17 protein-coding genes are annotated in these 23,189 nt (G+C 71.4%); 2 read left to right on the forward strand and 15 right to left on the reverse strand.

The features are described 5' to 3' along the window. Positions 1-38: 38 nt before the first annotated feature. The 8 genes from AB0N68_RS00770 to rsmI all read right to left on the reverse strand — a co-directional run bounded on the left by AB0N68_RS00770 (position 39) and on the right by rsmI (position 9,566). Positions 39-1,208 (reverse strand): glycoside hydrolase family 1 protein, encoded by a 1,170-nt coding sequence (locus tag AB0N68_RS00770; protein ID WP_136051661.1) that lies wholly within the window; start codon positions 1,206-1,208, stop codon positions 39-41. A 40-nt stretch (positions 1,209-1,248) separates the two neighbouring features. Beyond that, complete coding sequence (locus tag AB0N68_RS00775; protein WP_396654840.1) at positions 1,249-2,949, reverse strand: ABC transporter ATP-binding protein; 1,701 nt, start codon at positions 2,947-2,949, stop codon at positions 1,249-1,251. 5 nt (positions 2,950-2,954) lie between these two features. Beyond that, positions 2,955-3,887, reverse strand: a complete 933-nt coding sequence (locus AB0N68_RS00780) for an ABC transporter permease (protein WP_268776801.1) — start codon at positions 3,885-3,887, stop codon at positions 2,955-2,957. Further along, complete coding sequence (locus tag AB0N68_RS00785; RefSeq protein WP_187661998.1) at positions 3,884-4,864, reverse strand: ABC transporter permease; 981 nt, start codon at positions 4,862-4,864, stop codon at positions 3,884-3,886. Before AB0N68_RS00785 ends, AB0N68_RS00780 begins: the two co-directional genes overlap by 4 nt. Beyond that, a complete protein-coding gene (locus AB0N68_RS00790; RefSeq protein WP_292797350.1) occupies positions 4,861-6,525 on the reverse strand; it encodes an ABC transporter substrate-binding protein in 1,665 nt (554 codons plus the stop codon). Before AB0N68_RS00790 ends, AB0N68_RS00785 begins: the two co-directional genes overlap by 4 nt. A 156-nt stretch (positions 6,526-6,681) precedes the next feature. Then, a complete protein-coding gene (locus AB0N68_RS00795; protein ID WP_292797347.1) occupies positions 6,682-7,776 on the reverse strand; it encodes a LacI family DNA-binding transcriptional regulator in 1,095 nt (364 codons plus the stop codon). Between the two features lie 258 nt (positions 7,777-8,034). After that, entirely contained in the window at positions 8,035-8,589 is a 555-nt protein-coding gene (locus tag AB0N68_RS00800) for a class I SAM-dependent methyltransferase (protein ID WP_292797344.1), read from the reverse strand. Between the two features lie 155 nt (positions 8,590-8,744). Further along, positions 8,745-9,566 carry a 16S rRNA (cytidine(1402)-2'-O)-methyltransferase gene (rsmI, locus tag AB0N68_RS00805; protein ID WP_280565612.1) on the reverse strand — a complete coding sequence of 274 codons (822 nt, stop codon included), beginning with the start codon at positions 9,564-9,566 and terminating at the stop codon, positions 8,745-8,747. 96 nt (positions 9,567-9,662) lie between these two features. Here rsmI and AB0N68_RS00810 point away from each other — a divergent pair, with 96 nt between their 5' ends. After that, positions 9,663-11,216: a dolichyl-phosphate-mannose--protein mannosyltransferase gene (locus tag AB0N68_RS00810; RefSeq protein ID WP_187662002.1), complete on the forward strand. Its 1,554-nt coding sequence runs from the start codon at positions 9,663-9,665 to the stop codon at positions 11,214-11,216. Positions 11,217-11,238: 22 nt separating this feature from the next. Here the strand turns inward: AB0N68_RS00810 and AB0N68_RS00815 are convergent, their stop codons facing one another. The 7 genes from AB0N68_RS00815 to AB0N68_RS00845 all read right to left on the reverse strand — a co-directional run bounded on the left by AB0N68_RS00815 (position 11,239) and on the right by AB0N68_RS00845 (position 19,085). Then, positions 11,239-11,718, reverse strand: coding sequence for an Lrp/AsnC family transcriptional regulator (locus tag AB0N68_RS00815; protein ID WP_144882465.1), 480 nt, complete (start codon positions 11,716-11,718; stop codon positions 11,239-11,241). Between the two features lies 1 nt (position 11,719). Next, entirely contained in the window at positions 11,720-13,111 is a 1,392-nt protein-coding gene (locus AB0N68_RS00820) for an amino acid permease (protein WP_292797336.1), read from the reverse strand. After that, on the reverse strand, positions 13,108-14,196 hold the full coding sequence (gene hisC / locus AB0N68_RS00825; RefSeq protein WP_292797333.1) for a histidinol-phosphate transaminase: 1,089 nt from the start codon (positions 14,194-14,196) through the stop codon (positions 13,108-13,110). Before hisC ends, AB0N68_RS00820 begins: the two co-directional genes overlap by 4 nt. A gap of 165 nt (positions 14,197-14,361) precedes the next feature. Continuing rightward, the gene (locus AB0N68_RS00830) at positions 14,362-16,164 is read right to left on the reverse strand and encodes a thioredoxin domain-containing protein (protein WP_313366579.1); all 1,803 of its coding nucleotides are present in this window, start codon (positions 16,162-16,164) and stop codon (positions 14,362-14,364) included. Between the two features lie 73 nt (positions 16,165-16,237). Next, positions 16,238-16,807 (reverse strand): FMN reductase, encoded by a 570-nt coding sequence (gene msuE, locus AB0N68_RS00835; protein ID WP_187662006.1) that lies wholly within the window; start codon positions 16,805-16,807, stop codon positions 16,238-16,240. Between the two features lie 165 nt (positions 16,808-16,972). Then, complete coding sequence (locus AB0N68_RS00840; RefSeq protein ID WP_259951484.1) at positions 16,973-17,809, reverse strand: aldo/keto reductase; 837 nt, start codon at positions 17,807-17,809, stop codon at positions 16,973-16,975. 55 nt (positions 17,810-17,864) lie between these two features. Next, positions 17,865-19,085, reverse strand: coding sequence for a heparan-alpha-glucosaminide N-acetyltransferase domain-containing protein (locus AB0N68_RS00845; protein ID WP_280565738.1), 1,221 nt, complete (start codon positions 19,083-19,085; stop codon positions 17,865-17,867). Between the two features lie 66 nt (positions 19,086-19,151). Between AB0N68_RS00845 and hrpA the strand changes: the two genes are divergently transcribed. After that, on the forward strand, positions 19,152-23,177 hold the full coding sequence (gene hrpA, locus AB0N68_RS00850) for an ATP-dependent RNA helicase HrpA (RefSeq protein WP_280565736.1): 4,026 nt from the start codon (positions 19,152-19,154) through the stop codon (positions 23,175-23,177). Positions 23,178-23,189 lie beyond the last annotated feature (12 nt).

A 23,189-nucleotide genomic window follows, 5' to 3' on the forward strand; every position in this document is an offset into this window, starting at 1 on the left:
TAGGTGCCCCCATGCCCGTGGTTACGCCGTGCGGCTCGTCAGAGCCCATTGCGGCGGGCGACCTCGCCGAGCCAGGCCAGCGAGGGCTTCGGGAACCGCTCGAAGGTCTCGTGGTCGAAGCCGATGAGACCGAACGTCGGCCGGAATCCGCTCGCCCATTCGTAGTTGTCCAGCGCGCTCCAGTGCTGGTAGGCGCGGACCTCGATGCCGTCGCTGATGGCGCGGTGCAGCCCCTCCAGCGCCCCCTGCGTGTAGGCGATGCGCCGGGTGTCGTCGGCCGTGGCGATGCCGTTCTCCGTGACGAGCACGGGCACGCCGCCGCTGCGCTCCCACGCGCTGCGCACGCCCAGCTCGAGGGCCTCGGGGAAGAACTCCCAGCCCGTGAGTGTCGTCTCCACATCCGGCGACACCGGCAGCGGACCCTCCGGACCGATGAACGTGCGCGTGTAGGCCTGCACGCCCACGAAGTCGTCGCCGGCGGACTGCTCCAGGTACCAGTGGTCACGCGGGTCGCCGTACGTCGCGAGCATCTCGTCCGCGCCGGGCTCGCCTGTGGAGTGGAACGCCTGGGTGGCGATCGTCCACCCCGCCTGCACCCCGGGCACCGTGTGCAGGATCTCGGACGCGCGCCGGTGGGCCGTCAGCAGGGTGTCCGCGACGCCGAGGTCGGGGTTCGGGAGGCCGTAGGCGACGAGGTTCGCCGCGTCCTCTCCCCCGGCCAGCATCGCCGCGATGTTCGGTTCGTTGATCGTGCACACGTAGCGCACCCCATCGAGGATCGGCAGCACCGTCTCGACGTAGCGGGAGAACAGGTCCACCGCGTCGTCCGCACGCCAGAAGCCGTCCTTCTGGAACCACTGCGGCACCGTGAAGTGCATGAGGGTGACCGTCGGGTCCAGACCGTTCTCCCGCGCGGTGTCGATCATCCGGCGGTAGTGGTCGAGCATCGCCCGCGAGACGAACCCGCGCTCCGGCTCGATCCTCGCCCACTCGACCGAGAAGCGATAGGAGTTCAGCCCCGCCTCGGCGAGCAGCCGCATGTCCTCCGGATACCGGTGGAAGTGGTCGGCGGCGTCACCGGAGGGCTCGACCATGGTCGAGTCCGGCGCGTGTTCCATCGCCCACCAGTTGCTGGTGGTGTTGTTGCCCTCCACCTGGTGGGCGGCGGTCGCGGCGCCCCAGAGGAAGCCGTCGGGGAATGCGAGCACGGATGCGCTCCTCTCTCTTTCTTGCAGTCTTTCCCGGGCCTCAGCGGGCGCGGGCGGGGTTCGGCACGGCGTCGAGCAGTTCGACCGTGTACGGGTCCTCCGGATGCTGCAGCACCTGGGAGGTCTCGCCCCGCTCGACGACGCGGCCACTGTTGAGCACGAGGATGTTCTCGGTGACCAGACGCGCGCTCAGCAGATCGTGCGTGATGTAGAGCATGCTGATGCCCCACCGTTCGCGGAGGTCCTCCAGCAGCGCGAGCACGCCGGCGCGGAGGGACACGTCGAGCATCGACACCGGCTCGTCCGCGATCAGCACCTGTGGGTCGCTCGCGAGCGCCCTGGCGATCACGACGCGCTGCCGCTGCCCGCCGGAGAGCTGGTGCGGCAGCTTGGCGGCGAACTGCTCGACGGGCGTCAGGCCCACCGTCTCCAGCAGTTCGAGCACACGGGCCCTGGCTTCCGCCCCGCGCAGCCGCGTGTAGTTCACGACCGGGCGGGTGAGGGCGTACTCGACGGTGTGCAGGGGATTCAGGGCCGCGTACGGATCCTGGAACACCATCTGCACGTCCTTGCGGAGGTCGCGGAGGCCTCGGCGCTTCAGTGACGCGACGTCGGTATCGCCGAACCGGATGCTGCCGGAGGTCGGCTTCTTGACCCCGGTGAGCATCTTCGCGATCGTCGACTTGCCCGAACCCGACGCGCCCACGAGAGCGAGAGCCTCCCCCGGTTCCAGCCGGAACGACACGTCGTCGACCGCGACGACGGGATCCTGTCCGCGTCGCGGAGCCGGATAGCGCTTGGAGACGCCCTCCACCACGATCGCAGCGTCGGCGCGGCGGGCGTCCCGCGGCGACACCGTCGGCAGGGTCTCGGTGACGTCCGTGCGGCTGCGCCCCTCCCGGCGACGGGTGCCGAGATCGACGAACCCGGGGATCTCGATCTTCTCGGCGCGCGGGTCGGCGTAGTGGCTCAACAGCATCCGGGTGTACTCGTCCTGCGGACGGTGCAGGATGTCCTGGCTGGAGGCATCCTCCACGATGCGGCCCTCGTGCATGACCATCACCCGGTCGGTCGCCTCGAGGACGATGCCGAGGTCATGGCTGATGAGGATCGCCGTGAACCGCTCGGACCGCTGCAGCTCCTGGATCGTGTCCATGACCGCGTGCTGGACGAGCACGTCGAGCGCCGTGGTGGGCTCGTCGAACACCATCAGCTGGGGTTCGAGCGAGAGGGCGAGGGCGATCGAGGCGCGCTGCCGCATGCCGCCGGAGAGCTCCCCCGGGTACCGGTCGAGCACCTCCGGCTTCAGCCCCACCTTGCCGACCAGCTCCCGCGCCCTGGCCTCGCGCTGCTCCGCGGGCACATGGCCGTGCGCGGCGAAGATGTCGCGGAAGTGGTTGCCCACGGTCCGCACGGGGTTCAACGCATTCATGCCGGACTGCAGCACCATCGCGAAGCCGCCCTGCCGCTGACGCCGCAGCTCCTCGGCGTCGAGCTCGCGGATGTCGCGGCCGTCGAAGAGGATGCGTCCGCCGCTGATGCGCGCCGGCGGCTTCTGCAGCCGCGTGAGCGCGAAGCCGAGTGTGGACTTGCCCGACCCGGACTCGCCGACGAGCCCGACGAACTCGCCGCGCCGGAGCGCGAACGACACGTCGTGCACGGCCGGCACCGGCACCTGCCCCGGGGAGGCGTACTCCACGGACAGCGACTGGACGTCGAGGAGGATGTCGTCGTGCTCCATGGCGCTCATCGGCCCTTCCCTTCGCGGAGGCGCGGATTGGAGATGCCGTCCACGCCGAAGTTGATGAGTGTGAGGCTGAGGGCGAGCAGCGCGATGCACAGACCGGGCGCGAACAGCAGCAGCCACTGGCCGGTGAGCAGGGAGTTCGAGTTCTGCGCCCAGTAGAGCATCGTGCCCCAGCTGACGATGCTGGAGTCGCCCAGCCCGAGGAACTCCAGCCCCGCCTCGGCGAGGATCGCCGCCGTCGCCGCCCCGAAGAGCGTCCCGGCGATGATCGACGTCATGTTCGGCAGGATCTCCCGGAAGACGATGCGAGCCCTGCTGTCGCCGGAGAACTGCGCCGAGGTGACGAAGTCGTTGCCGCGGAGGGACTGGGTCTGGCTGCGCAGCACGCGCGCACCCCACGCCCATCCGGTCACGACGATCACGGCGATGATCATGAGGATGCCGCCGTTCTGCAGGTAGGCGGCGATCACGATCATCAGCGGAAGGCCGGGGATCACGAGGAAGAGGTTCACGATGAACCCGACGACCTCGCCCGCGAAGCCGCGCATGTAGCCCCAGCTCAGGCCAATGAGCACCGCGACGATCGTGGAGAGGAGCCCCGCCGCGAAGCCCACGAGGAGGCTGACCTGCGCTCCGTAGATGAGCTGGCTGAGCACGTCCTCCCCTGCGGCGGTCGTGCCGAGCCAGTGCTCCCACGAGGCGTCGGCGTTCCGCGGGAAGCCGTTCTCCTTCGGCCCGTAGGGGGCCAGGAGCGGGGCGAACACGGCGACGAGCACGAAGAACGCGAGGAGGCAGAGGCCGATGCGGGCCTTGCCGTTGGACCACAGGGTGCCGACCATGCGGCCGACGGCGCGCCAGGGGCTGGGCGCCGCGATGCGGTCGGTCGGGACCTTGACGGTCACGGTGCTGGGGGTGGGGTTCGGGGTCGTCATCGTCGAGTCCTCGGGTCGAGAACCCCGTAGAGGATGTCCACGAGGAAGTTGGCGATGAGCACGCTCACGGTGATCATCAGGAAGAGCGCCTGCATGAGCGGGTAGTCCTGCCCGATCACGGCGTTGAACAGCAGGTAGCCGATGCCCGGGTATCCGAACACCTGCTCGACGAGGATCGAGCCGCCCACCACGCCGCCGAGCGTGAGCCCGAAGCCGGTGAGGTTCGGCAGGATCGCGTTGCGGGCCGCGTAGCGGAGGGCGATGGTGCGACCGCGGAGGCCGTTCGCCTCGCCGAAGGTGATGTAATCCTCGCCGAGCGTGTTGATCATCGCGTTGCGCATGCCGATGATCCAGCCGCCGAGGGAGGTGAGCAGGATCGTCAGCGCGGGCAGGAACGCGTGCCGGACGAGGTCGACGATGAAGTCCCAGGTGAACCCCGGGGTGGTCGTCGCCGAGTAGGCGCCGGTGGTCGGGAACCAATGCAGCACGTAGCCGAGGAAGAACAGCAGCAGCAGCGCCGTCCAGAAGTACGGGAACGTGCTGAGGAACGACCCGGTCAGCGTCGGCAGCGAGTCCAGCCACGTGCCGCGCCGCCAGGCGGCCATCACGCCGATCAGCGTGCCGATCACGAACGCGAGGATCGTGACGATGCCGACGAGGCCGAGCGTGTAGGGCAGCGCGGTGGAGACCATGCTCGACACGGTCTGCGGGTAGAACGTGTACGAGACGCCGAAGTCGAGCCGGACGACCTGGCCGAGGTAGGCCACGTACTGGTCCCACATCGAACCGGTCGGCACCCCGAGCTGGGCCTCGATCGCGGCGCGCGTGGCGTCGGAGACCGGACCGTTCTGGGAGAGCTTCGCGATCGCGGCGTCGGCGGGAGAGCCGGGCATCAGGCGGGGCAGGAAGAAGTTCAGGGTGATCGCGGCCCACAGGGTGAGCACGAACAGGCCGATCTTCTGGAGGACGTACTTCACTGGTCTCCCCCGTCCGTGCGCTTCAGGTGGGTGAAGATCCCCAGGGGCGCCGAGTCGTAGTTCTGCGGGATCATGTACGGGTCGTCCGCGGAGGGCCAGCCGGTGAACTTCGCGTCGTTGAACAGGCCCCAGATCCCGCCGTAGTACATGCCGATCACGGGGACCTCCTCGTACACGATGCTCTGCAGCTCGTGCACGATCTCGGTCTGGCGGTCGGGATCGATCGTCGCGCGGAACTCCTCCAGGAGGGCGTCGGCCTCCGGCGAGCGGTAGCGCTCGAAGTTGTTGGTGGTCACCTCGCCGGTCGGCACGTAGAAGTCGCTGGAGAGCAGGCTGTTGTAGGCCTGGTACACGTCGCCGTTACCCATGCCGCCGATCGCCATCTCGAAGTCGCCGGTGCCGATCGCGCTCTGGTAGCCCGCGGGCTGCGGGAGCTTGAGCGACACCTTGACGCCGATGTCTGCCAGCTGCCGCTGCACGGTCTGAGCGGCGCGCGTCCAGTCGGAGAAACCGTTGGCGGTGGTCAACGAGAACGCGAGCTGCTCGCCGTCCGGGCCGACGAGCTGGTCGCCCTGGAGGGCGTACCCGGACTCGGCGAACGCCGCGAGCGCGGCGTCGCGGTCCTGCGCGAGCATGCCCTGATCGGGGATCTCCGGGTCGAGGTACTGCTCCTGGTTGGGCAGGATGAGCCCGGTCTGCCCTGCGGGCTGCATGTACCCCTCGGAGGCGGTCTCCGCGATCTCCTCCCGGTCGAGCGCGAGCGCGATGCCGCGGCGGACGTTCACGTCGTCGAAGGGCGCGACCTCGAGGTTCGGCACGAGCGAGATGACGCCGCCCGGCGGGAACCACCAGGTGTTGTCGGGACTCGCCGCTCCCCAGGTGCCCTCGACGTCGGAGATGAAGGAGTAGGCCCAGTCGTAGCCGCGGGTCACGGTGTCGAGCTGCGTGTTCGTGGCGGGCAGGATGATGTGCTCGATCTCGATCCTGTCCGCCTGCCAGTAGTCCGGGTTGCGGTCCATCGAGTACTGCTGGTCGTTGTAGTTGCCGAGCACGAACGGCCCGGTACCGACCGGCTCCTCGTTGCGCCAGGTGGCCGGGTCCTTCACATCCGTCCACAGGTGCTCGGGGACGATCATGGTCTGCCCGAGGATCGACAGCGAGGGCGCGTCGTCACTCTGCAGGTGGAACACGATGTCGTCGCCGTCGATCTCGATGCGGTCGATGTGCTGCCACGCGCCCTTGATGTCGAGCGAGGGCTCGTCCTTGATGAGCTGGAACGTGAACGCCACGTCCTCCGGGGTGAGCGCCTCGCCGTCGCTCCACTCGACGCCGTCCCGGATCGTCATCACGATCGTGCGGGCGTCGGGCTGGGTCCACTCGGACGCGAGCCACGGGGTGAGTTCGCCGTCGAGCGGGTTCACCAGGATGAGCGGCTCGTAGATCCACCGCGAGGCGGTCCTGGTGTTGGTGAGGTAGGGGTTGAAGTTCTGCGTGAAGAACGGGTTTCCCTTGTCGGCGTTGATGAGCATCGTGTCGTCGCCGATCGACGGGTCGGGCTGCGAGCTGATCTGGATGCTGCAGCCGCTGAGCGCGACCGCTGCGGCCGCGAGCCCCACGACGGCGGCCCGGCGCCAGCGTCGGAAGGTGTGCGTCTCTGCCACTGGATGACCTCATGTCGTCTCTGTCATGAAGGGCGCCCCGGGGGATGGGGAGTCCTGCCGGCCGAAGCCGTACACCAGATTGTAAGCGCATACATTTTGAATCGGCAACCCCATGATGAGCCAGGGGGTCCGCCGGGGCGGCGCGGTCGCGGCGACTCAGGCCGGGCGCGTGGAGCTCTCGCGGAGGAGGATCTGGAGGGGCAGACGCGTGGTGAGCGGCGGGGCGTCCGGCTGCTCCAGCCGTCGCGCGAGCACCTGCACGGCCGCGCGTCCGAGCTCGATCATCGGCTGCCGGATCGTGGTCAGCGGCGGCGACACCAGGGTCGCCGCCTCGATGCCGTCGAACCCCGTCACGAGCACGTCGTCCGGCACCTGCACGCCCGCAGCACGGAACACGTCCATCGCCCCGAGGGCCATCTGGTCGTTGGCGGCGATGAGCGCGGCGGGCACGCCGTCGCGCGTGAGCTCCTGCCCGGCCCGGCGCCCGGAGGCCCGTGTGAAGTCGCCCCGCAGCACGCGCACCGCTGCCGGATCACGCCCCGCTGCGGCGAGCGCGGTCGACACGCCCTCCCACCGTTGCTCCGCGTCCGGCGAGTCGGCCGGCCCGGCGAGGAACGCGATCTCCCCCTCCCCGACCTGCGACAGCACATGGCGGGTCAGCTCCCCCATCGCCTCGGCGTTGCTCACCGTGACATGGTCGTAGGCATCGCCCCGCGGCGGCCCGGACAGCACGACCACCGGGATACGCCGCCCCAGCCGCGCCAGCACCTCGTCCGGCACGCTGCGGGCGAGCACCATGAGTCCGTCCACCCGGCCGGCCATGTCGCGGACGGTCGAGCGGTCGGGGTCGTCACGTCCGACGCCCACCATGAGCACGAACCCCTGCTTCCACGCCTCCAGCTCGGCCCCCCGCAAGACTTCGTCGAGGAACAGCATCGAGGAGTGCGGCGGGTCCTGATCGTCCGACACGACCGTGAACGGCGGGCGGGCAGCGGCGGACAGCACGTCGAGCGGCGGGGCGTCCTCGGCGGCGTCGAACTGGGGGAAGTACAGCCCCAGCACCCCCGTCCGACGCTCGGCCAGACCCCGTGCACTGCCGCTGGGGACGTAGCCCAGCGCGGCGACCGCGTCGAGCACCCGCTCCCGGGTCACCGGACGGACGGCCTCCGGCGAGCGCAGCACACGCGAGACGGTCGCGATCGACACTCCGGCGCGCTCAGCGACGTCGTACACCGTCGCGGCCCTGCTCACGCGTGCTCCTCTCCCCCGCGGTTCTGGTTCCGGTTCCGGTTCCGGTTCCGGTTCCGGTTCCGGTTCCGGTTCCGGTTCCGGTTCCGGTTCCGGTTCCGGTTCCGGTTCTGGTTCTGGTTCTGTCAGCGTAGGACAGTCTCCCCCGGTGCCCCCGTCCCCTCCCGCGCGCGGGCGCAGATTCGCGTCGGTGTCGCACGGATGGTGCCAGAACCTGCGACACGGTGCAGATCTGCGACGGGGTTCCTGGACGGTGCAGGATCACGCGCGGCGGGCGCGGAGGGCTCCGTGGGGGCGGGAGCTGATCTCGCCGGGCTCTCGCTCGCGGGCCTCGGACCACTGCAGCTCGAGGCCGGCCGCGGCGAGCAGCGGGGACAGGGCCTCGGCGGTCCAGAAGAACGCGGGTGCGACCGCATGAGCGAAGGCCGCCCGGGGTTCGCCGACGAAGTACCCGAGGAGCAGGCTCCCGCCGGGGGCGAGCACTCGCGCGAGTTCGGCGAACACGTCCGGGAGCTCCGCGGGAGGCGTGTGGATCACGGAGTACCACGCGAGGATGCCGCCGACCGTGCCCGATGCCTGCGGCAGCGTCCGGAACGACCCGTGATGGAACGTGAGGTGCGGATACCGAACCCTCGCCCCGTGGATGAAGGCCGTGGAGAGGTCGATCCCCTCGACGTCGCGCCCGGTTTCGAACTCTGCGCCGTCATCCCCGTGGAGAAAGGCCGTCCAGTGACCGGGACCGCATCCCGCGTCGAGCAGCATCCCCGGGGTCTCATCGCGCCAGCGGCGGATGAGCTCGCGGTCGCGCGGATCCATCAACCCCAGGTCCCCCGCGACCTCGAGGTACTCCGCGGCCCTCTCGTCGTAGGCTCGCGCGACCGACTCCTGTCCCGCGGGAAGTCGCAGATCCGGACCCGCGTCGCACGCCTCCCCGGAATCCCTGCGACCGGGGTGCGAATCTGCGACCGGAGTCACCGTGACCGCGCCGCGAGGGCCGCCTGATACAGGTCTCGGGAGGACAGGCCCGTCAGGGCCGCGACCTCGGAGGCCGCGTCCTTCAACCGGGTGCCGTCCGCGACCAGGGCCTGCACCTGAGCGAGGGCGTCCTCCGGCGAGGCCTCCCGCCGCGGCGCACCCTCGACGACCACGACGATCTCGCCCTTCACCCCGTCGGCGGCCCAGGCTGCGAGCTCGGACGCGGTGCCGCGACGGACCTCCTCGTACAGCTTCGTCAGCTCCCGGCACACGGCGATCCGGCGGTCTGCGCCGAACGCTGCCCCCATGTCGGTCAGCGTCGTCGCGAGGCGCGAGGGCGACTCGAAGAACACCATCGTGCGGGGCTCGGCGGCGAGGGCGGAGAGGGTCGCCCGGCGCTCCCCCGGCTTCCGCGGCAGGAACCCCTCGAAGGTGAAGCGGTCCGTGGGAAGCCCCGAGATCGCCAGGGCCATGAGTACCGCGCTGGGTCCGGGAATGGCGGTCACCGTGACCCCCTGCGCCACGGCCTCGGCGACGAGACCGTATCCCGGATCGCTCACGGTCGGCATCCCCGCGTCGCTCAGCACCACGAGGTCGGTCTCCGCGGCGAGCGCGGCCAGCTCCGCGGCCTTCAGCTTCTCGTTGTGGTCGTGCAGCGCGATCAGCCGGGGCCGGTTGTCGATCTTCAGGGCCTGCAGGAGTCGCTGTGTCGTGCGGGTGTCCTCCGCGACGACGATCTCGGCGTTCTCCAGCACCTCCACGAGTCGCCGCGACGCATCGCCCAGGTTTCCGATCGGGGTCGCGGCGAGGATGATCACCCGCCCAGCTTAGGCGTGGGTCTGCGTCGGGGCCGTCGGAGCGGACCGGTGCCGGCATACCGGAGGCACAGGGCGGAGTGTGTCTAGGCTGGACCGGTGACCGCGCCCGAGCCCCTGCTGCCCGCCCCCGAGGAGCGGCTCACGCGCTACGAGCGGCTCCGCGACCGCGTGCTGCACGCCCCGGACTGGGGCCGGGCGATGGGCTGGCTGGCCCCGCTGCTGATCACCGCCCTCGCCGCGGTGCTGCGCCTGGCGAACGTCGGCCATCCCCATCAGCTCGCCTTCGACGAGACCTACTACGTCAAGGACGCCTGGTCGCTGTGGAGCCTCGGCTACGAGGGGGTGTGGGGAGAGAACGCGAACGACGCGTTCATCACCCTGCAGGAGCTCCCCCTGACGAACAAGGGTGCGTTCATCGTGCACCCGCCGCTCGGGAAGTGGCTGATCGCGCTGGGCATGGCCATCGGCGGACCGGACAACAGCGCCGGCTGGCGTCTCGCGACCGCGGTGCTCGGCGCAGCGTCCGTGCTGCTGGTCTACCTCATCGCCCGACGCCTGACCGGCTCGGTCGTGGCGGCGACCGTGGCCGGCACGCTCCTCGCGATCGACGGCCTCAGCATCGTGATGAGCCGGATCGCGCTGCTCGACGGCATCCTCACCTTCTTCGTGCTGCTGGGCGTGCTGTTCGTGCTCATCGACCGCCAGCACACGATCCCGCTGCTCGAACGTCGGGATCCGGACGACGAGGATCCGCTGTGGGGACCGATCCTGTGGCGCCGTCCCTGGCTCGTCGCCGCGGGTCTCGCGCTCGGCGCCGCCTCGGCGGTGAAGTGGTCGGGACTGTACGTGCTCGCGGGCTTCGGCCTCTACGTCGTGATCACCGATGCCCTCGCCCGGCGCCGCGGCGGGGTCGTCGTATGGCCGGCATCCGCGGTCTTCCGGCAGGGGCCGGTGTCGTTCGTGCTCCTCGTCGTCCCCGCGCTCGCGGTGTACCTCGCGAGCTGGACCGGATGGCTGGTGACGGCGAACGGCTACGACCGCGGCAGCGATCCGAACCCGCTCGTCGCGCTGTGGAACTACCACGAGGCGATGCTCGGCTTCCACGTGGGCCTCACCCGAGGACACCCGTACGCGAGCCCGGCGTGGGAGTGGCCCTTCCTGCTCCGCCCGACGGCGGTGTGGGTGGACAGCGACCCCACCGGCTGCGGCGTCGACCACTGCATCGGCGTGATCTCGGCGATCCCCAACCCGCTCATCTGGTACGGCGGCGTCGCGGCCAGCGTGTACCTGCTCTACCGCCTCATCCGCGGCTGGATCACCCGACAGCCGGTCGGCCCGGCCCTGAGTCTTCCGCTCGTGGGGCTCGCCGTCACCTACCTCCCCTGGCTGATGTTCCCTGAGCGGACGATCTTCCAGTTCTACACGGTCGTCATGATGCCGTTCCTCGTGCTCGCGCTCACCGTCACGCTGCGGATCATCGCGGGGCGCCGCGAGGATCCGCTCGTGCGCCGCCAGTCCGGAGAGCGGACCGTCCTGATCTTCCTCGGCGTCGTCGTCCTCGTCTCGGCGTTCTTCCTGCCGCTGTGGACGGGGATGAGCGTGCCGTACGACTTCTGGCGCCTGCACAACTGGCTGCCCGGCTGGGTCTGACCCGCCGCGCCGTGACCCCCGGTCAGGGGATCTCGTCGGCCACGTGCTCCACGAGCGGGAGCACGCGACCGGAGAGGTGGGTGCGCATGGCGATCGAGGACGCCGTCCGCGCGACGCCCGGCACCAGGGCGACCCGGTCCAGCACCTCCTGGAGCCGGGTCGCGTCGCGCGCGACGAGCCGGAGCTGCATGTCGCTCGCGCCGGTCACGGTGTGCATGTCGACGATCTCCGGCACCGCGTCTGCGAGGGCCGTCGCCACATCGTCGTGCCCGACCTTCTGATCGATCTCGACGAGGCAGAACGCCACGACGCCGTAGCCGAAGCCGGCGGGGTCGATGCGCGGCACGATCGCCTCGATCACCCCGCCCTCGTGCAGCCGCGCGAGGCGGCTGGTGGCCGTCCCTCGCGCGATGCCCAGCCGGCGCGCGCACTCGAGGAGAGGCAGCTGCGGCGACTCCGTCAGCAGCCGGATCAGCGCGGCGTCGAGGCGATCGATCCGCACGTCACTCCCTGACGATGCCGGGGCGGGAGACACCCCGCGTCAGGCGGGCGACGACGAGCAGCACCGCGGTGAGCCCGAGCGTGAGCAGCAGCTGGATGCGCGCGGCCGGGTCGATCATCGCGAGCGCGATCACGGCGGCCAGCAGCACCAGGCACAGCCACGACACCCAGGGGAAGCCCCAGAGCCGCATGGGCATCGCCTCACCGGCACGGTCGGCCCGCCGTCGCAGCACGATCTGCGAGATCGCCGTCGCCGTCCAGATCACCAGCAGGGTCGACCCCACGACGTTCAGCAGCGCCGGGAGCACGACGTCCGGGAACGCCCAGTTCAGTCCGACGGTGACGAACCCGAAGGCCACCGAGGCGAGCACCGCGACGAACGGGACGCCCTTGAGGCTCGTCCGGGTGACGGACAGCGGCGCCAGTCCCCGCTCCCCCAGCGAGTACGCCATCCGGGAGGCGCCGTAGATGTTGGCGTTCATGGCCGAGAGCAGCGCGATCACCACGATGAGGTCCATCACGAGACCGACGCCCGGGATGTTCAGCGTGTCCAGCACGGCCGAGAACGGACCGGCCTGCACGGCGGGGTCGTCCCACGGGAGCACCGCGACGATGACGAAGATCGAGCCGACGTAGAAGATGAGGATGCGCACGAGCACCTCGCGCACGATCCGGCGGATGTTCCGCGCGGGGTCGTCGGACTCGGCCGCGGCGATCGCCACGACCTCGGTGCCGCCGAACGCGAAGACGACGATGAGGAGCGCCGCCGCGATGCCGGTGATCCCGTGCGGGGCGAAGCCGCCCTCGTCCACGAGGTTCGAGATCCCCGTCGCCGGCACACCGGGGATGAGTCCGACGATCGCGCACACGCCGACGACGAGGAAGGCGATGATCGCGGCGACCTTGATCGCCGCGAACCAGAACTCGAAACGGCCGTAGTTGCGCACGCCGAAGAGGTTCACCGCGGTGAGGGCGACGACGAAGACCAGCACCCAGACCCACGCGGGGATCCCGGGCACCCAGTTCGCCACGATCCCGGCCGCGCCGGTCGCCTCGGCGGCGATCACGACGACCAGCTGGATCCAGTACAGCCAGCCCACCGCGCTTCCGGCGCTGCGCCCCATGGCCTTCTGGGCGTAGGAGCTGAAGGCGCCGGAGCTCGGGCGGGCCGCGACCATCTCGGCGAGCATCGCCATCACGAGCACGACGATGCCGCCCGCGACGAGGTAGGAGATCAGCACGGCGGGTCCGGCGATGCTGATCGCCTGCCCTGAGCCGACGAACAGCCCCGCGCCGATCGCGCCGCCGAGCCCCATCATGGAGATCTGGCGGCGGGTGAGGCCCGGGTGCAGGCCCTTCGTGGTCGTCGTGGTGACGGGGACCTCCGTGGTCATGCGCCCACCTCCATCAGGTCGGAATCGTGGTCGGAGGTCGCGGCGGCGAGGGCGGCTTCGACCCGGTCGATGTCAGCGGCGGAGCCGGATGAGATGCGGATGCCCTCGCCGGGGAAGGCCCGGGCGACGACACCCCCTGCGTGCAGGAGGGCGTCGAGGTCGGCGGTGCGGTCCCCCGCGGGAACCCAGACGAAGTTGGCCTGCGAGCGGACGGCGGGCCAGCCGGCCGCCGTGAGCACGGTGTGCAGCCGATCGCGCTGCGCCACGACCTCGTCGATGCGGGCGCCGAGCTCGTCCTCCGCAGCGAGGGAGGCGAGAGCCGCGGCCTGGGCGAGGTCGGTGACCCCGAACGGCACGGCCACCTTGCGCTGCGCCTCAGCGATCGCGGTGGGGGCGATCGCGTAGCCGATGCGGAGGCCGGCCAGGCCGTACGCCTTGGAGAACGTGTGCAGCACCGCGACGTGCGGGTGCCGACGGAACAGCTCGATCCCGGCACCGCGGCTGTCCGTGCGGTCGAAGTGCACATAGGCCTCGTCGATGACGACGAGGACGTCGTGCGGCACCGCGGCGACGAAGCGCTCCAGCGCCTCGGCGTCGACGACGGTGCCGGTCGGGTTGTTGGGGTTGCACACGAACACGAGACGCGTGCGCGGGGTGATCGCGGCGCGCATCGCGTCGAGGTCGTGTCCGTGGTCGGCGTCCAGCGGCACGGCGACAGGCGTGGCGCCCGCGATCCGGACGAGCGAGGGGTACGCCTCGAAGGACCGCCATGCGAAGACGACCTCGTCGCCCTCGCCGGCGACCGCGTGGATGAGCTGGGCGGCGATCTCCACCGACCCGGCGCCGACGGTCACCTGGGCCGGGTCCACGGCGTACCGGGCGGCGAGCGCCTCCCGGACCGCGGAGGCGCTCATGTCCGGGTAGCGGTGGATGCCGGCGACCCGGTCCTGCACGGCCTGCACGACGGAGGGCAGCGGCGGGTGCGGCGACTCGTTCGAGGAGAGTTTGGAGGCACCGGCCGGGGCGGAGCGCCCCTGTCGGTAGGCGGGCACGGCGTCGAGGCCGGCGCGGGCGGAGAGGGTCATCGTCAGAGCATCCTTGCTGTGATCCGAGAGGGGTCGCGTCACCCTAGAACGGATGGCAGGCGCTGGGCAAACCGTGCACTCGAAGCTGCGCATCGCGCGCAATCGAACGCCACCTGGGTGCCGCACGCTAGGCAGATTGCACACCCCTGCTCCGGGGAAGGGCGCTCACCGTGCGTGCGACACCGCGGCCGGATCGCTCACCGGCAGGCGGCACACGAAGGCGCGGCAGTCGTAGGCGCGCTCGGCTGTCGCCTCCTTGCCGTCGAACAGTTCGAAACCCTCGGCGGCGAACGCCGTGGCCTGCGCCGGGCTGACGACGACGATGACATCGGCATCGGCTCCGCGTGCCGCGGCGGCGAGCGCTCCCCCGGGGTCCTCCGTGACCACGACGAGCTGCCGCGGGGCCGCGACGAGTCCGGCGGCGACCCGGAGCAGGCTGCCGTGCGCGAAGGGCTGGGCGAGCGCCCGGGAGGCGAGCGCCTCCACCCGCTCGGCCGCCGCCGCGCGGTACCGGTCGCCCGCTCCGAGCCGCCAGGCGGTGAGCGCGGCCTGCGCGACCGCCGCCGTGTCCGAGGGGAGGTCTCCGTCGGTGTGATCGGGCGAGGCGGCGATGCCCTGCGCGCGGAGCAGCGGGTCGTCTCCCCCGGCTCCGTCCAGCACCTCGTCGAGGAGGTCCCGCCCCGTGACCGCGGGAGCGACGTCGCCGGTCGCCGCCGCCAGGGCGAACAGGCCGTCGGCGAGGAGGGCGAGGTCGGCCGCAGTGGCCACCGCGGCGGAGGCCCGGCCGTCCAAGGACGCCCGCACGAGAGCGCCGTCGGCACCGCGATTGGTGCGGAGCACGGCGTCGGCGGCGTCCGCGGCGGCGGCGACCCACGCGTCCTCGCCGAGCGTCGCACCCGCCCTGGCGAGTGCCGCGACCGCGAGGCCGTTCCATCCCGTGATGACCTTGTCGTCCACCGCCGGCGGCTCCAGCGTGGCGCGCTCCGGGACCGGGCGGAGGTAGTAGCCGCCCTCGCTGCGGGCCCCGTCGATCCACGACTCGGAGTCCTGAGCGGCGCCGAAACCGCCGCCCTCCCGCCGCAGCGTGCCGAGCAGGAAGCGGGCGATTCCGCGGGCGGTCTCCTCGTCGCCCGTGTCGAGCGCGACCTCGAGAAGCTGGGCGTTGTCGGTCAGCATGCGCTCGTAGTGCGGCACCGTCCAGTCGCGCCGGGTCGCATAGCGGAAGAACCCGCCGTCGGCATCCCGCAGAGCAGAGCCCGCCATCGCCGTGAGCGCGCGCTCGGCTGCTGCCGCGGCCTCCGGCGCGGCCTCGCGGACGAGGGGCTGCTGCAGGAACCGCAGGGTCGTGGCCACCGGGAACTTGGGAGCTCCGCCGAAGCCGCCGAACTCGCTGTCCTCCCTGGCGGCGAGTCCGCGGGCGGCCTCGGCGAGCGCGGCGGTGTCCGGGAGGGTCGAGGGCGTGGCCTGCGCAGCCTCTGCGAGGGCTGCCGTCACCGCGTCCGCGGACTCCTCGGCCTGCGCGCGGCGCGTCGTCCAGGCCTCGCGCACGGCGGCCAGCACATCGCGGAACGCCGGCATCGGCGGTCGCGCCTCGGGCGGCCAGTACGTCCCCGCGTAGAACGCGCGACCGGCGGGGGTGGTGAACACCGTGAGCGGCCAGCCGAGGTTCTGCGTGAACGCGGACGCGGCGGCCATGTAGGCCCCGTCGACGTGCGGATGCTCCTCGCGATCGACCTTCACCGCGACGAATCCCTCGTTGATGCGGGCGGCGGTCTCGGGGTCAGCGAACGACTCGCGTGCCATCACATGACACCAGTGACAGGTGGAGTAGCCGATCGAGATCAGCATCGGCACGTCTCGGCGGCGGGCCTCGGCGAACGCCTCTTCCCCCCACGGGTACCAGTCGACGGGGTTGTCGGCGTGCGCCCGAAGGTACGGGCTGAGGGTGTCGGCGAGACGGTTCGTCATGTCCCCACGCTACGCCGGGGAGACAGGCTGCGGGTCGGCCGTCGATCGGCTCGCGGGGACCGGCAGCTCCGGGTCAGCCGACGAGCAGCTCCGCGGGGCGGGTCGCGGTGTAGCCGACGAGCGGGAGGGCTCGCTCGGCGGCCAAGGCGATGCGCGCGCGCAGCACGTCGGTGGCCACCTCGTAGCCGTCGAAGTCCGTGGTGCTCGCGTAGACGCCGAGGGGCAGCGTGAGCGCCTGGAAGAAGGCGAAGAGCGGCCGGAGCTGGTGCTCGATCATGAGGGCGTGCCGCTCGCCGCCGCCGGTCGCGGCGAGGAGGACCGGCGTGCCGACGAGCGCGTACTGGTCCACGAAGTCGAACAGGTGCTTGAACAGCCCGGTGAACGACGCGCGGTACACCGGGCTCCCCACGATGAGGAGGTCGGCGGTCTCGATCGCCTGCAGGTGCACCTCCACCTCCGGCGGGAGCTGGTCACGGGTGAGAGCACCCGCGAGCGACGGCCCGATCTGCGTGAGCTCGATCAGCTGCGCCTCGACGGGGGCACGCTCGGCGACCGCGGCGGTGATCGCTCGGAGGAGGGCGGTGGTCTTGCTCGGCTCGTGCAGGGAGCCCGAGACGGCGACGACGCGGAGCGGAGCTGTCATGCGCTCGACGGTACCCACGCGGACGCCCCGTGTCGCGCGAAGCGACACGGGGCGTCATGTGGAACGGAGACGAGCCGCCGGCCGCGGGCTCGGGAGCAGGGCTCCGGTCAGTGCGGGCTCGGTGACGGCGTCAGTGCCGAGCCCGCGGCCGGTATGAGGGCGGGATCAGTTGACCTCGTCCGGGTGCGAGCCGACGCGGCCGGAGCCGTCGAGCGGGTCGAGGGCGTCGATCGCGGCGATCTCGGCGTCGGTCAGCTCGAAGCCGAACACGTCGAGGTTCTCCCGCAGGCGCTCCGGGCGCACCGACTTCGGGAACACGATGATGCCCTTCTGCAGGTGCCAGCGGAGGACGGCCTGCGCGGGCGTCACGCCGTGGGCGGCGGCCGCATCGGCGACCGCCGGAGTGCCGAAGAGGTCGTACTTGCCCTGGCCGAGCGGACCCCACGCCTCGATGCGCACGCCGTTTGCCTCGGCCCAGGCGACCTCCTCGCGGCGCTGATACGCCGGGTGCAGCTCGATCTGGTTCACGGCCGGGACGACGCCGGTCTCCTTCACCGTGCGCTCCAGGTGCGGGACGAGGAAGTTCGAGACGCCGATGCTGCGGGTCAGGCCCGCGTCGCGCAGTTCGATGAGCTTCGCGAACGCGTGGACGTAGTCGTCCTTCGCCGGAGTGGGCCAGTGCACGAGGTACAGGTCGACCTGCTCCAGGCCGAGCTTCTCGAGGCTCTCGCCGATGGCGGCGCGGGGCTCGTCGTCGTGATGACGGTCGTTCCACAGCTTCGTGGTGACGAAGAGCTCCTCGCGCGGGATGCCGGAGGACGCGATGGCAGCGCCCACGCCCTCCTCGTTGCCGTAGATCGCGGCGGTGTCGATGTGGCGGTACCCGATCTCGAGAGCCTCGCTCACCGCCTTCTCGGTCTCTGCCGGCGGCACCTTGAAGACGCCGTAGCCCAGCTGGGGGATGGAGTTGCCGTCGTTCAGTTCGAGTGCAGGAATGGTCATCCCCCCAGCCTAGGACCTGTGATGACAGGCGTGCCCGTGCGGATGACGAAAAGCGTCAGCGCCGAGGGACCGCGGCCATCGCGGCGGCCCCCTTACCGACGAGGCGCTCCAGAGGACCACGGCCGACGAACATCGACCACAGCGTCGTCACCACCAGGAGTACCACGGCCGTGAGCCCCCAGAACGAGTTGTCCGCGATGAAGCCGCCAGGGCCCGCGACGAGGACGACGGAGACGACGTGCAGGCTGTATGCGGTGAGCGGCATGGACCCCAGAGCGCCGAGCGGCAGCAGCAGCCAGCGCAGCGGGCGGCTCAGGAGCAGGCACAGCGCGATCACCGCGAGGGCGAACCCGCCGGAGCCCAGGATCTCCGCAGTGCCGCCGCTGTGCGGATCGACGGCGAAGACGGCGCGGACCACCGAACCGAGCGGATCGCTCACGGCGAGAGCCTCGGGGTAGCTCTCCCAACCGGACGGCGGCATCACGTCGTCCGGGATGAACGACGACAGACTCTCGGCGGGAAGACTGTCCAGGCTCTCGCTGCCGGAGTCCTCGCTCGTCGAGGAGACGATCGATTCCGTCCCGCCCAGCCCCGCGCCCGCGCCGAGGGCGCCCAGGCCGTAGCCGATCGCGGCGAGGACCACCCCGACGACGAGGGCGACGACGGCCGTGCGCACCTCCTGCACGCGGAGCCGGCCCAGTGCCATACCGCCAAGCACGAGAGCCAGCCACACGGTGATCGGATAGGTGCCGTAGAGCACGAACCCGATGCCCGCGCCGAACGGCTGCAGCGCCACCGCGCTGATCAGGGCGAGCAGCGCCGGACCGGCGAGCGCGAGGACGGCGGCGCCGAGGAGCAGCTGCCGGGGCCGCCACCGCAGCACGGGGATGACGGCGACGTAGAGCAGCCCGTAGAGCGTCAGGATCACGGCGATCGGGGTGTTGAGGAGCTCCAAGGCCAGACCGATCACGAAGATCACGGCGCCGCGGCCGACGAGATTCAGGCGGATGCCGGGGAGACGCTCCCGCTCCGGCAGCACGTCGCGCCCCGTCATGAGCGCGATGGAGACGCCGGCGAGCAGCGCGAAGAGGATCGAGGAACGACCGTGCACGAGGTCCGTCCACGTGGTGGGGTCGCCCCAGTCGAAAGCGTCGGTCATGCCGACGTGGGCGCCGGCCATTCCCAGGATCGCCAGACCCCGTGCGACGTCGAGGCCGAGGATGCGCGGCGGCCGACCGAACTCGCGGAACCAGCGCACGGGGCGCAGAGCAGTCATCACCCGATGATCGTATGCGGCGATCGCGGCGGCTCCGGTGTGCATCCCGGCATACGATGGAGGGCTATGTCCTCCCCCGTGATCTCCTATCCCCCGGAGCTGCCCGTCAGCGCCGCCAGGGACGAGATCGCCGATGCCATCCGGGACCACCAGGTCGTCATCGTCGCCGGCGCGACCGGATCGGGGAAGACCACGCAGCTGCCGAAGATCGCGCTGGAACTGGGCCGCGAGCGCATCGCCCACACCCAGCCCCGGCGGCTGGCCGCCCGCACGATCGCGGAGCGCGTGGCCGAGGAACTGCGGGTCGAGCTCGGCACGCTCGTCGGCTACAAGGTGCGCTTCACCGACAAGGTCTCCGACGAGACGCGCATCGCCCTGATGACCGACGGGATCCTCCTCAACGAGATCCACCGCGACCGCCTGCTGACGCGCTACGACACGATCATCATCGACGAGGCCCACGAGCGGTCCCTCAACGTCGACTTCCTGCTCGGCTACCTCGCCCGCATCCTCCCGGAGCGCCCGGACCTGAAGGTGGTCATCACCTCCGCCACGATCGATCCGGAGAGCTTCGCGCGGCACTTCGCCGCGGCCGACGGCACCCCCGCTCCGGTCATCGAGGTGTCGGGGCGCACCTATCCCGTCGAGATCCGCTATCGCCCGCTCGTCGACGAGGACGCGGAGCAGGACGCCGCCGGCGAGCCGGAGGACGAGGTGAGCGCGATCGTCACGGCGCTCCGCGAACTCGACCGGGAGGCGCCCGGCGACGTGCTCGTGTTCCTGCCCGGCGAGGCGGAGATCCGGGACGCGGCCGACGCCGTGCGCGCCGCCTACGCCAAGGACCGTTCTCCCACCGAGGTCCTCCCCCTGTTCGGCCGGCTCTCCGCCGCGGAGCAGCACCGGGTGTTCGAGCGCAGCACCGTGGCCGGCGTCCGTCGCCGCGTGGTGCTCGCGACGAACGTGGCCGAGACGAGCCTCACGGTGCCCGGCATCAAGTACGTCATCGACACCGGCACGGCCCGCATCTCCCGGTACAGCAACCGCTCGAAGGTGCAGCGGCTCCCCATCGAGGCCATCTCGCAGGCCTCGGCGAACCAGCGCTCCGGTCGCGCCGGCCGCACGAGTGACGGCATCGCCATCCGCCTGTACTCCGAGGAGGACTACGCGCGGCGTCCCGAATTCACCGAACCCGAGATCCTGCGCACCTCGCTCGCCTCGGTCATCCTGCAGATGCTCGCGCTCGGCTTCGGCGACATCACCGCGTTCCCCTTCCTCACCCCGCCCGACTCCCGGGGCGTGAAGGCGGCGTTCGACCTGCTCACCGAGCTCGGCGCCCTTCGACAGGCTCAGGGACCGGACGACGGCCCCCGGCTCACCCGCATCGGGCGGGACATCGCTCGGATGCCGATGGACCCCCGGTTCGCGCGGATGCTCATCGAGGCGGGCCCTTCGACAGGCTCAGGGACCCAGCGGGGGTCAGGCCCTTCGACAGGCTCAGGGACCCAGCGGGGTGCGGGCCCTTCGACAGGCTCAGGGACCCAGCGGGGTGCAGGGAACCCCTCGGTGCTGCGGGACGTGCTCGCGATCGTCGCGGGGCTGTCCATCCAGGACGTGCGGGAGCGACCGGAGGACCGGCGCGAGGAGGCCGACCGGCTGCACGCGCGCTTCGTGGACCCGACGAGCGACTTCCTCACCCTCCTGAACCTCTGGAACCACCTGCGCGAACAGCAACGGGAACTCGGCTCCAGCGCGTTCCGGCGCCTGTGCCGCAACGAGCACCTCAACTACGTGCGCGTCCGCGAGTGGTTCGACGTGCATCGGCAGCTCCGGACGCTCGTCAAGAGCCCCGATCGCGGGGCGGAGCCGGGCGGCGCGGCCGATCCGGATGCCATCCACCGCGCGCTGCTGTCCGGCCTGCTGTCGCAGATCGGCGTCCTCGACGAGCGCACCGCCCCCGCGGGGAAGGCCCACTCTCCCGCGAAGGACGCCCGCCGCCGGATCACCGAGTACCGGGGCGCGCGGGGTATCCGGTTCTCGATCTTCCCGGGGTCGGGGCTGCGCAAGAAGAGTCCCCGGGCGGTCATGGCGGCCGAGATCGTGGAGACCTCCCGCACCTTCGCCCGCACCGTCGCCGCCATCGACCCCGCCTGGGCCGAGCCCCTCGCCGGCGACCTCGCGAAGCGTCAGGTCACCGAGCCGCACTGGTCCAAGGACGCCGGAGCCGCGGTGGCGTTCGAGAAGGTCACGCTGTTCGGGGTCGAGATCATCCCGCGCCGGCGCGTGCAGTTCGCCCGCATCGACCGGGCCGCCTCGCGCGAGCTCTTCGTCCGTCATGCTCTCGTCGAGGGCGAGTGGGACCCGTCCCGGATCGACAAGCGGGTCAGCGCGTTCTGGCGCAGCAACGCCGAGCTCCGGCGCCGCCTCGAGAAGCTCGAGGAGCGTGAGCGGCGCCGCGACATCCTGGCCGGCGACGAGGCCGTCTTCCGGTTCTACGACGAGCGCATCCCCGCCGAGGTGTTCGACGTGCGGTCGTTCGAGAAGTGGTGGCGCGAGGCGCTGACGACGACGCCGAAGCTGCTCGTGATGCGCGAGAGCGACCTCATCGACGACGAGGACCGCGCCGACCAGCGCGAGTTCCCGACCCGGTGGACGCAGGGCGACCAGGTGCTCGGCCTCGCGTACCGGTTCGAGCCGGGTGCCCCCGATGACGGCGTGAGCGTCGTGCTGCCGCTGCCGCTGCTCGCCCAGATCGAGGATCGCGGCTTCGACTGGCAGGTGCCGGGGCTCCGCGCCGAGCTCGTCACCGGACTGCTGCGCGCGCTGCCCAAGGCCATCCGGCGCCACGTCGTCCCCGCCGCCGACTGGGCGGAGAAGTTCGGGGCGGCGCTGGCCGACGAGGGTCCGGAGGTGCACGGCGGCCTCCCCCCGCGCACCCTCAAGGAAGCGCTCGCGCGGCTCGTGCAGCCGCTCGCGAACCAGGTGGTGACGGCCGCGGACTTCGATGACGAGCGGGTGCCGGCGCACCTGCGCATGAACTTCCGCGCCGTGGACGAGCGGGGACGGGTGGTCGGGTCAGGGCGTGATCTCCGGGCGCTGCAGGCCGAGCTCTCCGACCGCGCGCGCAGCAGCGTCGCCCGCTCCATCGCCCGCCCCGGGCGTGCGGAGGCACCGGGGCCGCGCGGGGCGGAGCGCGTGGCCGCGGCTCCGGTCGAGCAGACCGGGCTGACGGCGTGGACGTTCGGCGACCTCCCGGCGGTCATCGACACGAAGGTCGCGGGCGGCGTCGTCCGCGGGTATCCGGCGATCGTCGATGCCGGCAAGAGCGTGTCGGTGCGGGTCGAGGCGACTCCGGACGCCGCGGCCGCCGCCACGCGCGACGGCGTGCTCCGTCTCGTCCTGCTCGCGGTGCCCTCGCCGTCCTCGTACGTGCAGCAGCACCTCACCAGCCAGGAGAAGCTCGCCCTCGCCGCCTCGCCCTATCCGTCGGCGGCCGCGCTCATCGAGGACTGCCGAGCCGCCGTCGCCCGTCGCGTGATCGACGCGTCGACCGGCGCCGACGGCCAGGACCGTGGCGTCGTGCGCACCGAGGCCGAGTTCGCCCGGGTCCGCGACGCCGTGTCCGCCGTGCTCGTCGACGAGCTCTTCGCCTGCGTCTCCCTCGTCGCCCGCATCCTCACGAAGGCGCGGGAGGTGGAGCGCGGCATCAAGTCCCAGAACTCGCTGGCGCTGCTCGGCCCGCTGAACGACATCCGCACCCAGCTCTCCGGACTGCTGCACCCCGGCTTCGTCGCGGCCGCGGGTGTCGACCGACTCGCCCACTTCCCCCGCTACCTCGACGGCATGATCGACCGGTTGAAGACCCTGGCGAACGAGCCGGGCAAGGACCGCGCACGGATGACGGAGTTCGAGCGGATGGCGGTGCTGTTCGCGGACGCCGGCGGCACGATCCCCCTCGCGCCCGACGCTCCCCCCGCGATCGTCGAGGTGCGCTGGCTGCTGGAGGAGTACCGGGTCAGCGTCTTCGCTCAGCGTCTCGGCACCGCGCAGCCGGTGTCGCCGCAGCGGATCACCAAGGCGCTCGCGGGGAAGTGACCCCCGCCGGGT

The organism is Microbacterium meiriae, from assembly GCF_040685015.1.
GTDB lineage: Bacteria > Actinomycetota > Actinomycetes > Actinomycetales > Microbacteriaceae > Microbacterium > Microbacterium meiriae.

What these genes read in the sequence shown, in the direction of transcription:
- AB0N68_RS00780 (WP_268776801.1), bottom strand. Translation starts at nt 3,887, where the DNA reads ATGACGACCCCGAACCCCACCCCCAGCACCGTGACCGTCAAGGTCCCG.
- AB0N68_RS00830 (WP_313366579.1), bottom strand. Translation starts at nt 16,164, where the DNA reads ATGACGAACCGTCTCGCCGACACCCTCAGCCCGTACCTTCGGGCGCAC.
- AB0N68_RS00840 (WP_259951484.1), bottom strand. Translation starts at nt 17,809, where the DNA reads ATGACCATTCCTGCACTCGAACTGAACGACGGCAACTCCATCCCCCAG.
- hrpA (WP_280565736.1), top strand. Translation starts at nt 19,152, where the DNA reads ATGTCCTCCCCCGTGATCTCCTATCCCCCGGAGCTGCCCGTCAGCGCC.
- AB0N68_RS00845 (WP_280565738.1), bottom strand. Translation starts at nt 19,085, where the DNA reads ATGACTGCTCTGCGCCCCGTGCGCTGGTTCCGCGAGTTCGGTCGGCCG.
- AB0N68_RS00800 (WP_292797344.1), bottom strand. Translation starts at nt 8,589, where the DNA reads ATGGATCCGCGCGACCGCGAGCTCATCCGCCGCTGGCGCGATGAGACC.
- AB0N68_RS00775 (WP_396654840.1), bottom strand. Translation starts at nt 2,949, where the DNA reads ATGGAGCACGACGACATCCTCCTCGACGTCCAGTCGCTGTCCGTGGAG.
- msuE (WP_187662006.1), bottom strand. Translation starts at nt 16,807, where the DNA reads ATGACAGCTCCGCTCCGCGTCGTCGCCGTCTCGGGCTCCCTGCACGAG.
- hisC (WP_292797333.1), bottom strand. Translation starts at nt 14,196, where the DNA reads ATGACCCTCTCCGCCCGCGCCGGCCTCGACGCCGTGCCCGCCTACCGA.
- AB0N68_RS00820 (WP_292797336.1), bottom strand. Translation starts at nt 13,111, where the DNA reads ATGACCACGGAGGTCCCCGTCACCACGACGACCACGAAGGGCCTGCAC.